The organism is Bradyrhizobium sp. 192 (assembly GCF_023100965.1).
Taxonomy (GTDB): Bacteria; Pseudomonadota; Alphaproteobacteria; order Rhizobiales; family Xanthobacteraceae; genus Bradyrhizobium; species Bradyrhizobium symbiodeficiens.
This window is the reverse complement of record NZ_CP064690.1, coordinates 2022081-2034081: the sequence shown is the minus strand read 5'-3', so window position 1 is coordinate 2034081 and position 12001 is coordinate 2022081. Positions and strand designations below refer to the sequence as shown.

Here is a 12001-nt window from a genome sequence, read left to right as displayed (position 1 = left end):
GCGCGTCGACAGAGCGGCCCTCAAACGAAAAGACGACATTTCAAACGCCCGTTTTCTCTCTCAGTTCGAGCGTTCGAGACGGCGAGGAGAACGGAAGCTCTCCCCGCCGTTCATTGTTCTTACTTGCGAGCTAGACAGTAAAGCGCTCTCGGAGTTCAACGCCCCTTGCGGCCCAGAAGTCGGCATCGACCCGCAAAGCATTGAGCATATGATCGAGCGCAACCGGAATGTGCGGAGGACTCGCTGGATCGACAAACGCGCTTGCGCGTTTCGCCGTCGCAGGTCCTCGGACGCCGGAAAATTTCACAACTTCGTGCCCGGTATCGACCCTCTTCCCTCCTCGGTTCGCCCTGGCGCTCCCGCTACTAGGGCATCCATTGGCGACCACACCACAATGTTCTTTGGTCGAGATCGCAGGAATACGCCTGAATGAGGCATCTACGTTGACCAACCGACTCATTATTTGGCCCAATCTCCGTTTTGACTCCGCGACCTTCCGGTCAAGAAGGTTTTCTCTTTCACGGAAAGTATTATCGGCTTCTAAAGCTGAATTTCACCAATGTGGTTGGTCTGGTAGCCGAAATTCTGCGCCGACTCGAAAAATCCGAGGATTCATGTCCAAGCTCAGTCGACGTGGCACAGTCGAGGAAGGGCGCGGTAACTGGGGCCATTGGACAATCATCCCGTTTTCCCGTCCCCGCTCATCGGCCGGACGTGAGGATTTTTCACATCCGACTCTTCACCGTAAGGCTCCTACTGAGGTACAGCGCGTCGTGTTCTCCATAGATAGCGCCGCAGGAAAATCTGGGCGTGCTATGCCCCTGCACCTTGGGTCGCTTGGCGAGGAACTTGCGACGTGGTTGGCTCCTGCCAATGGATGCCGCTTTGATATCCAGTCCCGCTCCGAAGGCGTCCGCGCGCCCAGATCGTGGGATCACCTTGCGCGCAGCCGCGTTCACCGCGCCCGCGGTCACTCCGGATGGGCTGCGATCGCAGGAGGACGTCGATCAGCGACTGGGCATCGGGACCCACCTTGGCGGCTTCCGTACGATGCGCTTAAGGGTTCAGTCGCGACTTCGGGATGTATCGCCTAACGTGACGCTGGAATCGATCCCAGGTCATAGCGCTGCGCAGGCGGGGAAGACGCCTGTTGTGGCGCGTCGCCAAGATCCTCTGGCATGACGGATTAGGCATGTCGCTCTACGCCAAGCGTCTGGATCGCGGCAAGTTCATCTGGCCGTCGGCGTCGGCCGGGGCGGTGTCGATCTCTGCGGCGCAGATGGCCTACATGCTCGAGGGCATCGACTGGAGGAATCCCCAACTGAGCTGGCGGCCGCAGAGCGCGGGCTGAGCGAAGAAACTGCTGATGCAGGCAGTTTGGGGAGTCCCAACGCCTCTAATTTGTGATTCACTGCGTCGCATGGATGAGGATCGCGACGCTGTTCCGAATGACGTTGCCGCCCTGAGAGAGGCGCCGGCGGTCGAGCGCGCGAAGGGTTTGGAGATCGCCGCCGAGCTCGCGGTCGCCCGCGCGAAAGCGTCGGAAGACGAAGCGCTGATCGCCCAGCAGCAGCTGCAGATCGCCAAGCTGAAAATCTATGGGCAACGGTCGGAGCGTTCCGCGCGGCTGATCGAGCAGTTGGCGCTGACGTTCGAAGAGTTGGAAGCCAACGCTACCGAGGACGAGCTCGCGGCGGAAAGAGCCGTGGCGAAGACGACGACGGTGCGCGGATTTATGCGCAAGCGCGCTGAGCGCCAGACCTTCCCTGAGCACCTTCCCCGGGAACGGGTGGTGATCGAAGGACCTACGGCTTGTGAATGCTGCGGCAGCAATCGCCTTCGCAAGCTCGGCGAGGACGTGACGCGCACGCTGGAAGTAATGCCGCGCCAGTGGAAGGTGATCGAGACGGTCCGGGAGAAGTTCTCCTGCCGATTGCGAGAAATCAGCCAGGCGCCGGCGCCATTCCATGCCATCGCCCGGGGATGGGCTGGCCCGAGCCTCCTGGCCATGATCATGTTCGAGAAGTTCGGCCAGCATCAGCCACTTAATCGCCAGGCCGAGCGCTACGCGTTGGAAGGCGTGCCGATCGCGCTGTCGACCATGGCGGATGCCGTTGGGGCGGTCTGTGCGTCGCTGGATCCCCTGCTGCGCCTGGTGGAAGCGGCCGAACGCCTTCATGCGGATGATAGTGTGCTGCAGAAGCACACGGAAAGGACGATCGAGATGATCTGAAAATCTGTGTGCACAAGCTGTGGCAGCGATGAGGGTAGGCCCTTCGGGATCGACTTTCAGGAGTAGGTCCCAAATCACTTCAAGCGGCTTCGCTTAAGAGGCGCGGTCGTGAGCGTTGAAGCCAACGGTCGGGAATACCCGAACGGATAGGCGTCCGAGAGACGAATGAAAATGAACCCGCCGATGAACCGTCGCAACGTGGAAATCGTCGTCAAAACCAGAGGTGTGTCGTCCCTCTGGGATGAGCCCGCCGGAAGCCTGATGACCGGGCGGGCGGCGACCGGCGTTGAGGGGGCGTGAATCGGATGCAGGCACTGCCGCGGAACTGCAGGAACCAGTCGCTCCGATGGAAAGGGAGAAGCACAAGCGGAGAAGACCGGAGGCGAGATTACCGACGCGGAGCACTGGGACGGACCGATCCGTATTAGCGACGAAGGCTCGTAATCGGGCCGGAGCAAAGGGATCGGATCAGGAGGGCTGGCCACCGTCGCAACTGACAACAGGAGGACGACGATGAACCAGCCGAGCAAACCGTTCAACATCGACAAGAGAGAGGTGTACGAAGCATATTTGCAGGTGCGATCCAATGGTGGCGCAGCCGGTGTCGACGGAGTAACGATTGAGCAGTTCGAGTCCGACTTGAAGAGCAATCTCTACGAGATTTGGAATCGAATGAGCTCAGGCGCTTACTTCCCGCCGCCTGTTCGCGCCGTCTCCATTCCAAAGAAGAGTGGGGGCCAAAGGATTCTCGGGTGCCCACTGTGGCAGACCGCGTGGCACAGACGGTTGTCAAACAACTAGTTGAGCCGGCTCTCGACGCAATCTTTCTGGCGGATTCTTACGGCTACAGACCCGGTAAATCGGCTGTCGATGCCGTAGGCGTAACGCGACAGCGGTGCTGGAAGTACGATTGGGTTCTGGAGTTCGACATCAAGGGACTGTTCGACAATATCGAGCACGAGCTTCTGCTGCGGGCCATCCGGAAACATGTGACGTGCGCATGGGCGCTGCTCTACATTGAAAGGTGGCTGACAGCGCCGATGGTGCAAGAGGATGGAACGCTAATCGAGCGAAGCCGCGGTACCCCACAAGAGGGCGTGGTGAGCCCGATCCTCGCCAACCTCTTCATGCACTATGCATTTGATCTCTGGATGACACGGATGTTCCCTGATCTCAGGTGGTGTCGGTATTCAGATGACGGGTTGGTACATTGTCGGAATGAGATGGAGGCGCAAAGCTCGCGAAGCGCTCCAGGCTCGGCTGGCAGAGTGCTGCCTGGAACTGCATCCTACGAAGACGAGGATCGTCTACTGCAAGGACGACCGACGCCGGGGAAAGAGTGAGACGGTTATGCTTGACTTTCTCGGTTATTGCTTCCGGCCGCGATCGGTGCTGAGGCCGCGTTCGCAGAGGATGTTCTGCGGGTTCACTCCGGCGGTCAGCAAACCAGCGCTGAATGCCATGCGAGCGACGATCCCAGGCTTGAAACTTCGCAAGCGAACCGAGGTGACTTTGGACGATATTACGCGAGCTAAACCCGATGGTTAGGGGGTGGATCGCTTATTATGGGCAATATACGCGTTCAGCGCTCTATCCTTTGGCGCGCGTCAACCAGACGATGCTATCGGGTTGAAGCGAAAGTACAAGCGCTTCCATCACCGCTTGGGACGCGCGCGTCTCTTCCTGGAGAAGATTGCGAGTGAGAACCGCGGCAACTCGGCGATGGCGGCAAGCTTGCCTGATGGGAGCCGGGTGAGGCGAGCACGCCCGGTTCTGCGAGAGGCTGGAGGTGAAATCCCTCCGGCCTACTCACCCGACCGTGCCGGTGCTGGCCAAGGGCAAAACCGATACGGGACGATGCTGGATCTACGTCCGGCACCACCGGCCGTTTGGAGGCACGGACCCGCTGGCGGCGATGTTCTATTACTCACGCGACCGCAAGGGCGAGCATCCTCTGGGGCATCTGGCGGGGTATGCCGGCATCCTGCAGGCCGACGCCTATGACGGGTACAACCAGCTCTATCTGGCGGGACGCCAGCCAGGCCCAATCCGGGAGGCTGCCTGCTGGTCGCATGGACGGCGCCCGTTCTTTGCCATGGCCGACATCGAAGAGAATGCCCGGGGCAAGGCCACCGGCAAGAAGGAAATCCCGCTCTCTCCGATCGCGATCGAGGTCGTGCGGAGGATCGATGCACTGTTCGAGATCGAGCGCTCCATCAACGGCAAGAGTGCCGGCGAGCGCCTTCAGGTGCGCCGGAGTTTGCATCGCAATACTCCTCTCACAACAGCATCAGCGTGACGTTCGGGCGCCGCAGCTCGCGATGCACACGTGTACGTATTCCCGGCCGGATCCTTCACCGCGAGCCCGCAGGCTGCTCTGCCCCATTCGATCGCCGGTGATGCGATCGCCCATACGGTTGAACTTGTCGAGCTTTTTGATGTCGACGTAGATCAACTCGCCGCGATGTTCGCGCTCATAGCGCCGCGCCGCTCGGTTGGTTCCAAGTCGCGCAATCAATTCAATCCTAGCCGCCGCGGGATACGGCCGACGGTCGCTGACGCGACGCCGACCTCGACTGCGATTTGCTTGCCTTAGGGCGCTGCCGGCGCAACACCTCGACTTCGGTGCATGTGGCGACAGAGGTTTGGCTTGGCAATGAAAAGGGGTCTTAAGGAGCGATCACGCAATCCCTCCACAGCTCTTTCGCGGAGGCGGTTGACCCATTTGGCCTCAGTCTTCGCTGTTACGTTTAACTGAAGCGCGGCTGCGGCCTCCGTCAGGCCGCGCTCAATCATGTTCCACACCATGGCCTCTCGACCTTTCGGCGTCAGAGGCGCATTCTTCTGGATGTCCACTCGGTCCTCCCGGGATTGGATAAAGCTTCGACAACTTCAGCTTCCTCGTTCCGGACCGGATGGACAACCTCGTGAAAGCTCACATCTAGTTAACGAAGATCTCGTCCAATCCATACGCTAAAGAGCTGGTCCCGCTTGTCTGAACAGAATCTCCGCCTGGATAAGTGGAGCTTCTGCCGGAGTTAGTTAGGCCGCCAAGCGGAATGGCGGCTGGTTGAAGTAGGCTTGATCCGGTGTGGCGTCGTCAAGGCTTTGGTGCGGCCGGCGGCCGTTGTACAACGACGTTTGAGAACGCCCACAGGACCGTTCTTCGCGAGGTTCTTTATCGGCATCATCCTTGGTTTGGGCGCCGAGTTTGCGTTCATGGGGCCATCGACAAGGCCGACGATGTCGTTTTTCGCTGCACCCTGGACGGATCGCAAGCAGACCGTTGGCTGGAAGTTCCCGCATGGATGTTCGACCGGACGGCATGCCATGATGCCGGGTTTCTGACAGCTCAGCCGCTTGTTAGGATCGATGCACTTGCGGCGCTTTCTGCGCTTCTCGATGTAGCGTTGAAGGATCGAACGCCATCAGCTGCCCCGCTTTCTGGCGCATCCAGAGGCTCTCACGGCCAGAATCGGGGAGCGACTCATGTCAAGCCAGACGGCAATGCCAGGGAGCGGATACCGACACAATCAACGACCGCGGCCGCAGGAGCAGATGGATCTGTTCGGGAGCGGCCTGTCGAACGGCGCCATCGGCGCGCCGGCATGGTCGGAGCTGCCGGCGGAAGCGCAGGCGGCCCTTATGAGTCTGATGACGCAGTTGATCCTCGACCATGCTGCGACGACGGCGACGCCGCGCGCGAAGGAGGTCGGTCATGATTTCTGACAAGGTCAGGCCTCATCATCTCGAGCGCAAGGCGCTTCTTTACGTGCGTCAATCCTCAGCGCATCAGGTGTTGCACAATCGCGAGAGCAGTGCGTTGCAGTATGCCATGCGGGACCGGCTGACGGCGCTCGGGTGGTCAGAGATTGAAGTGATCGATGATGATCTCGGTCGTTCAGCCGCCGGCGGGGTACAACGCGCCGGTTTCGAGCGGATGGTAGCGGAGGTTTGCCTCGGTAAGGTTGGCGCGGTTTGCGCCCGCGAGGTCTCGCGCTTCGCTCGCAACAGCCGGGATTGGCAGCAACTCATCGAGATGTGTCGTGTGGTCGATACCGTCCTGGTCGATCAGGAGACGATCTATGCACCGAGGCACGGTAACGACCGCCTGCTGCTCGGGCTCAAGGGCAGCCTCAACGAGTACGAGCTGGATCTGTTGCGCCAGCGCTCGCTCTCGGCCCGCTACGAGAAGGCGCGCCGGGGCGAGTTGGTTGTGGCGGCGCCCGTCGGCTTCGTGAAGGCCGGCGACCATTATGAGAAAGATCCGGATGGGCGTGTCCAGGAAGCGATCAAGCTGGTGTTCGACAAGGTCGAGGAACTGGGCAGCGCGCGACAGGCGCTCTGCTGGCTCCACGAGTACAATCTCGATCTGCCGGTGAAGCAGACCAGCGGCGACACGGCCTGGCGGCGACCAAGCTACTCCGCCATCCACCGGATCATTGAGAACCCGGTCTACGGCGGCGCCTATGCCTATGGTAAGACGGCTGTGGCGGCGGGATACAGCGCCGCAGGCGTGAGCGTGAAGATCCGCCGCAAGGCGCGGAACGAATGGCTGGCGCTGAAGCCCAACACCCACGAAGGGTATGTGAGCTGGGAGAGGTTCGAGGCGATCCGCACTATGGTCAGCAGCAACATTCCCACCGGCCGGCATCACGGCGCGCCCAAGCATGGTGACGGGCTGCTGGCCGGCCTGATCCGGTGCAAGCGCTGCGGCCGCAAGCTCACACTCCGATACTCCGGCATGAAGCACCATATCCCGCGCTACAGCTGCAGCCGCGCCTGGATGGACAATGGTGGCCCTCACTGCATCGGCTTCGGCGGACTGCGCGTCGATGATGCAGTCGAGGAAGCGCTGCTTGGCGTCGTCGGTCCGGGCGCTATCGCCGCTGCAACCGCGGCCGCCAAGGAAGCCAGGGAACGGCGGGATCAGGTGCGCGATGCTCTCAGTCGCGACCTCGAAGCGGCGCGCTATGCCGCCGACCGGGCCTTCCGGCAGTACGATGCCGCTGACCCCGCGAACCGGCTGGTGGCGGGCGAGCTTGAAGCGCGCTGGAACAGGGCGCTCGCTCACGCGGCGGAGGTCGAGGGCAAGATCGCAATGCATGAGGCGGCGACGCCCGCCCCCATTGCCGATCCAGCTTCGCTCGGCGTTCTAGCCTCGAACCTCAAAGCGGTCTGGGATGCGCCGACGACGGATGCTCGCCTCAAGAAGCGCGTTGTGCGCACCCTCATCCATGAGGTCGTGGCCGATATCGACGATGCGGCCTCCGAGATCGTCCTCATCGTCCACTGGGTCGGCGGCGTTCACAGCGAGATACGCCTGCCCAAGCGCCGGCGCGGGCAGCGTAACAGCACCTCCGCCAACATCATCGAGGCTGTGCGCCGACTGGTGCTGATCGCCAGCGACGATCTGATCGCCGGCCTCCTCAACCGCAACGGCCTCGAGACCGGTAACGGCAATCGCTGGACGCGCGAGCGTGTTACCTCGCTGCGCTCGAACTATCGCATCCCGGTGTTCAAGCCCGCCGAGGACGGCATCGAGCACTGGCTAAACCTCAGCAACGCCGCCAAGCTCCTGAAGATCGCGCCCAAGACGCTCCGGCTGGCCGCTGAAGCCGGTGAAATCGAAGCCATCCATCCTCTGTCGGATGGTCCTTGGATCTTCGCCCGCAGCTCGCTGATAACAACTGCTGCTCGATCTATCGCCGAACGAGCGCGACAGAACCCAAGATACCCCACGGGATCGAATCCCAATCAGCAAAGTCTTTTCTCTTCAACAACATAGACAGATGGGTGTTCCGATGCGCGGTTGTAGAAGTCGAGGTATCGGCCGATCGAGGCGCGGGCCTCGCTGACGTTGTTGTAGGCTCCCAGGTAGGTGCGCGGCCGGCGATAGAGCGCCTCTATCCCCATCCGCCGCATCAGCGTCTTCACATGCCGGCGGCCGATCTTGCACCCCTCGACAGCCAGCAGGCCTCTCAACATCCGCGAACCGGCGAAGGGAAACTCCAGATGCAGCCGGTCGAGACGCCGCATGATCGCGAGATCGGCCTCCGGCACCGGCCGCGGCAGGTAATAAATGCTGCCGCGGCTGATCTGCAGTACCTCCGCCTGACTGGTGATCGACAGCTCGTGCTCACGGTCGATCATCGCTTTGCGCTCAGCAATCCCGCCTTGGTGAGCGCTCCTTCTAAAAAACTGGTCTCAGCGCTGCTCGCTCCCTGTGGGATAGAAACGCATTGCCGCTAGACTGCGGCCGGAAGGGAGCGGCCGATATGATTTTGGTGGCATGTGACCCCGCTAAAAAACCTGGTCCATGGGCTGTTGCGTACGTGAGAGTGGTGACGCCGTCCCGGCGATCCCGTTTAGGAATATGAATAAATTGCGCAGCCCAGCCCTTCCGCCGTGTCAGCAGGAGGATTGGAGATGAACCGCAACAAATCGAAATCCAGGGCCGACCGCACGATGCCCATGGTGCACCCGAACGCGGCTGCCATCGACATTGGCGCGACCGCCTTCGCGATCGTCTCGGCGCTGGAGTGGCAGCTGTAATGGCGTAAGCACGCCAGCGCCTCAGGGCAATCGGCACCTCCGGCCATAAAGCGGATCCACGACTTCTACTTCGGCTACATCATCGTCGCTCTTATGGGCATCTCCCAACGCCCTCAAACAAGGCTGCGAACATCGCCAGCGAAACCCGCATCACTCCATCGCGAACCTGCGGCCATACGAACTTGCAGCCCTCAAGCCGCTTGTGCACCAGCAAGCCGAGTGCGGTCCCAGACCAAAATCTTCATTCTATCCGCCCGCTTCGCACGAACACAAAGCACGCCCCGTTGTAAGATCGCACCCGCGCATCTCCTGCACCGTCACAGCAAGACCATCAACACCTGGCTCAACCGGCCGGGTTGCCACACAGATGTTCAGATCGGCACCCGGCATAATGATCGCGACGCCCGCGCAGCCCGGATCACACCGACCAGTCAGCCTCGAAGTCACCAACCCGGATCTCCAGTTTGGGTGTTGCCCATGCACCGCCGGCCGCAGCACTGATGGATTCACCAACGGCGCAAACATCGCCGCCGTGCCGTTCGTCAGCACCAGCCGCCCTGCCGATAATGGCGCCGCCGCCACCTGCGCCTCCGGCATCAGGCTCTCCACGGCGCGGCGCTTAAAACGCAATAAGTTTTTGCTTTGAGAATGTTCGACATAGGAAAAGATGATCGGTGTCTTGAAAGCCAGTTCATTTTAGAACTTCAAAACCAGACAGAGATGCCGGCCGTTCGTGCACGAAGAGCGCCGTTAGTCACCATGGTGGGCCATGGGCGGCGGTCCAGGCAGCGGAGCACTGCCACTCGCTCTGCATTGCCGGACGGCAGCAAGTACTAGCACTACTTTGGCAGAATGTGTTTTCGCCGCTGTTTTTCAAGGATTTGCTTTCGGCAATGTGGGCACTGCTGGGGCGGCGGCCGAAGGATGAGATCGACGATGGCGTGACGTACGGCGGGCATAGTCGGTTGAGGCGGAGGCCCGTTGATTCTTTTTTTTTCGCCCCGCGTTTGCGAGGCGACGATGTTGCAGGAAGGCGTAGGCAATCATTGTCATAAGGGCGTGGCGATGAAGACCTTGCCATGATCGCCCTTCGAAGTGATCAAGTCCAAGTTCCTCCTTCAACTGTTGATGCGCCTGCTCACAAATCCACCGTGCCTTGATCGTGGCGGCCAGCGTGCGCAGATCCGTCGTCGCCGGAAGATTGGCGAGATAGTATTTCTTCTCCCCGGAGGCACGTTGCTCGCCAATGAGCCAGGCTTCGTCGCCTGGGAGATGCTGCTGACCTTTATCCCATATCCGCTGCGGAGGGCCGTCGGCGGTGCGGACACGGAGAGCAGCAAATCGGGCTTTGAGCCGACCTTTCGTCCCGCTGCGCCAACTCACGGTTTTCCATTTGGCGCTGGCCAGCATTTGTTCTGCCGCAATCGATAAGATATCGGGCACGTGGTGCTTTCGTGGTTTGCCACGGGCTTTGGTGATCGGCCAAATGAGCTTCACATCGACCGGATACACTTTCTGGTGCCGAGGGATACCGACCGCCCAGGCCAGCCCGCGCTCTGTTAGCCCTTGTCGAAACGGCGCGCTGAGGCCGTATCCTGCATCCGCCAGCACACATCCAAAGCGTATGTTGGCTGCCATCGCGCGGTCAATCTCGGCCAAAGCGATCTCCGGCTTGGACCGCGGCGTTCGGTGTTCGACTGGCACGCGAGCGCGCTTCAAGCGAGGCATGTCGCTTGTCCAGCTGTCAGGCAGAAAGAGACGTAACGCGACCATCACGGGCACTTCCCCGCGCGCAAGCGTTAAAGACACCAGCGTTTGGCAATTTGCAGTTTTACCGAGAGCCGACGCGTATTGAGCCGCAACACCGACCGATCGCTCACCCTTTTTCGGCAGTGAGGTGTCATCAATAACCAGCACCGCATCCCTGCCGCCGACAAGTCGGTCCGCCTGGTTGAGCAGCTCTGTCTCTAGCGGCGTCGCGTTCCAGACGCCGTCCGCAATGAAATGGTGCAACTGGTCGTAGTTGCTCGTGGCAAGGCGTTCCGCCATCGGCTGAACGCTCTTGCGATCGCCAGGACCGATCAATCCCGCAACATATAGAGGACACATCCGCTGTCGGGTCTTATGACCCAGCCGGTCCAAGAACGGCATCAGCCAGCGTTCGAGTTCGTCTTCCCATCCCGGCATGGTCAGCCCTCCAAGAGCCGACCACCCATGAATCATTGAACAATTGATTCGGGAATCCTATAAATCGCGGCAAAATCAACAATCTGCCAAAGTAGTGCTAGGGTTCAGACTCAATTGATCCAATAAGCGACGAGAGCGGCGAGGTGGACGGCGGCCAAGAAGTTTCTGGCAAGTTTGTCGTAGCGAGTAGCAACACGCCTGAAATCCTTGAGCCGGCAGAAACAGCGCTCGATAACATTGCGCCCTTTATAGAGGCGCTTGCTGAAGCTGTGGAGGGTTACCCGGTTGGATTTGTTTGGAATGACGGGTTTCGCGCCGCGATTGACGATTTCGGCGCGAAAGCCGTCGCCATCGTAGCCTTTGTCCCCAATGAGGGAAGACATGGGCGGCGCGAGCTTCAAAAGGGCCGGCCCTGCGGCAATGTCTGCGGCTTGTCCCGGAGTGAGATGAAATGCGCAAGGTTTGCAATCAGGGTCGCTCAGCGCGTGGATTTTCGTGGTCCGCCCACCGCGCGAGCGGCCGATCGCCTGTTCACACTCCCCCCTTTTCCGCCGCTCGCCGAGCGATGCGCTTTGATCGAGGTGGAGTCGATCGACAAAGCCACTCGGTCCTTGCCGCAGCGGGCGAGCGCTTCAAAGATCGCCTGCCAATGTCCGCGCTTAGCCCAGCGATTGAACCGATTGTAGATCGTCGTGTAAGGGCCATAGTCGGACGGGCAATCGCGCCAGCGTGCGCCGCACTGGAGCATGTGAATGATACCGCTGATAATGCGTCGATCGTCTTCGCGCGCCGGGCCGGTCTGGTTTGTTGGCAGATGCGGCTCTATCTGAGCCCACTGCTTGTCGTTGAGCCAGAACAGTCCTTTGCGCATCGAAGTCCCCCGTGCCGAATCAACTTGGCACGAGGGAATCAGAACTCGCTAATTAGGTACAGACCCTAGATGTCTGGTTGCGATCTGCGACATCTCCGGCGTCATTGATGCGCATATCCGGTATTGCGCAACGACCGGTCCAGCTGCCATCGTGC

At 60.6% G+C, this 12001-nt stretch carries 10 protein-coding genes and 4 pseudogenes; 11 read left to right on the top strand and 3 right to left on the bottom strand.

Translation table 11 applies throughout. The features are described 5' to 3' along the window. Positions 1 to 1192: 1192 nt before the first annotated feature. The 9 genes and pseudogenes from tnpB (at position 1193) to IVB24_RS09265 (ending at position 8021) form a co-directional block, all read left to right on the top strand. Positions 1193 to 1351 (top strand): IS66 family insertion sequence element accessory protein TnpB, encoded by a 159-nt coding sequence (gene tnpB, locus IVB24_RS09300; RefSeq protein WP_202814544.1) that lies wholly within the window; start codon positions 1193 to 1195, stop codon positions 1349 to 1351. Between the two features lie 69 nt (positions 1352 to 1420). Continuing rightward, positions 1421 to 2191: pseudogene (locus IVB24_RS09295) on the top strand (IS66 family transposase zinc-finger binding domain-containing protein); the annotation flags it as partial. A 207-nt stretch (positions 2192 to 2398) separates the two neighbouring features. Next, positions 2399 to 2533, top strand: a complete 135-nt coding sequence (locus IVB24_RS40030) for a hypothetical protein (protein ID WP_256436599.1) — start codon at positions 2399 to 2401, stop codon at positions 2531 to 2533. Positions 2534 to 2746: 213 nt separating this feature from the next. After that, on the top strand, positions 2747 to 3034 hold the full coding sequence (locus IVB24_RS09290; protein ID WP_247772713.1) for a hypothetical protein: 288 nt from the start codon (positions 2747 to 2749) through the stop codon (positions 3032 to 3034). Then, entirely contained in the window at positions 3007 to 3576 is a 570-nt protein-coding gene (locus IVB24_RS09285) for a reverse transcriptase domain-containing protein (RefSeq protein ID WP_247772712.1), read from the top strand. The genes IVB24_RS09290 and IVB24_RS09285 overlap by 28 nt, the downstream gene beginning before the upstream one ends. Positions 3577 to 4049: 473 nt before the next feature. After that, positions 4050 to 4490: pseudogene (locus tag IVB24_RS09280) on the top strand (transposase); the annotation flags it as partial. 72 nt (positions 4491 to 4562) lie between these two features. Then, entirely contained in the window at positions 4563 to 4829 is a 267-nt protein-coding gene (locus IVB24_RS09275) for a hypothetical protein (RefSeq protein WP_247772711.1), read from the top strand. Between the two features lie 962 nt (positions 4830 to 5791). Beyond that, positions 5792 to 5962 carry a hypothetical protein gene (locus IVB24_RS09270; RefSeq protein ID WP_247293539.1) on the top strand — a complete coding sequence of 57 codons (171 nt, stop codon included), beginning with the start codon at positions 5792 to 5794 and terminating at the stop codon, positions 5960 to 5962. Then, positions 5952 to 8021, top strand: a complete 2070-nt coding sequence (locus IVB24_RS09265) for a recombinase family protein (protein ID WP_247293541.1) — start codon at positions 5952 to 5954, stop codon at positions 8019 to 8021. Before IVB24_RS09270 ends, IVB24_RS09265 begins: the two co-directional genes overlap by 11 nt. A 92-nt stretch (positions 8022 to 8113) precedes the next feature. On the opposite strand, the pseudogene IVB24_RS09260 reads toward IVB24_RS09265, so the two are convergent. Next, positions 8114 to 8440 (bottom strand): annotated as a pseudogene (locus tag IVB24_RS09260) (IS3 family transposase); the annotation flags it as partial. A 222-nt stretch (positions 8441 to 8662) separates the two neighbouring features. On the opposite strand from IVB24_RS09260, the gene IVB24_RS40025 reads away from it, so the two are divergent. Together IVB24_RS40025 and IVB24_RS09255 are read left to right on the top strand one after the other, a co-directional pair. Next, a complete protein-coding gene (locus tag IVB24_RS40025) occupies positions 8663 to 8788 on the top strand; it encodes a hypothetical protein (protein WP_256471581.1) in 126 nt (41 codons plus the stop codon). 391 nt (positions 8789 to 9179) lie between these two features. Continuing rightward, positions 9180 to 9434 carry a hypothetical protein gene (locus IVB24_RS09255; RefSeq protein WP_247772710.1) on the top strand — a complete coding sequence of 85 codons (255 nt, stop codon included), beginning with the start codon at positions 9180 to 9182 and terminating at the stop codon, positions 9432 to 9434. A gap of 227 nt (positions 9435 to 9661) precedes the next feature. Here the strand turns inward: IVB24_RS09255 and IVB24_RS09250 are convergent, their stop codons facing one another. Both IVB24_RS09250 and IVB24_RS09245 read right to left on the bottom strand, forming a co-directional pair. After that, positions 9662 to 11011, bottom strand: a complete 1350-nt coding sequence (locus IVB24_RS09250) for an IS701 family transposase (RefSeq protein WP_247363696.1) — start codon at positions 11009 to 11011, stop codon at positions 9662 to 9664. A 74-nt stretch (positions 11012 to 11085) separates the two neighbouring features. Next, positions 11086 to 11846, bottom strand: a pseudogene (locus IVB24_RS09245) (IS5 family transposase). Positions 11847 to 12001 lie beyond the last annotated feature (155 nt).

Excerpts from the sequence above, each read along its gene's own strand:
- IVB24_RS40025 (WP_256471581.1), top strand. The coding sequence starts at position 8,663 with ATGAACCGCAACAAATCGAAATCCAGGGCCGACCGCACGATGCCCATG.
- tnpB (WP_202814544.1), top strand. The coding sequence starts at position 1,193 with ATGTCGCTCTACGCCAAGCGTCTGGATCGCGGCAAGTTCATCTGGCCG.
- IVB24_RS09270 (WP_247293539.1), top strand. The coding sequence starts at position 5,792 with ATGGATCTGTTCGGGAGCGGCCTGTCGAACGGCGCCATCGGCGCGCCG.
- IVB24_RS09265 (WP_247293541.1), top strand. The coding sequence starts at position 5,952 with ATGATTTCTGACAAGGTCAGGCCTCATCATCTCGAGCGCAAGGCGCTT.
- IVB24_RS40030 (WP_256436599.1), top strand. The coding sequence starts at position 2,399 with ATGAAAATGAACCCGCCGATGAACCGTCGCAACGTGGAAATCGTCGTC.
- IVB24_RS09250 (WP_247363696.1), bottom strand. The coding sequence starts at position 11,011 with ATGATTCATGGGTGGTCGGCTCTTGGAGGGCTGACCATGCCGGGATGG.
- IVB24_RS09255 (WP_247772710.1), top strand. The coding sequence starts at position 9,180 with ATGATCGCGACGCCCGCGCAGCCCGGATCACACCGACCAGTCAGCCTC.
- IVB24_RS09290 (WP_247772713.1), top strand. The coding sequence starts at position 2,747 with ATGAACCAGCCGAGCAAACCGTTCAACATCGACAAGAGAGAGGTGTAC.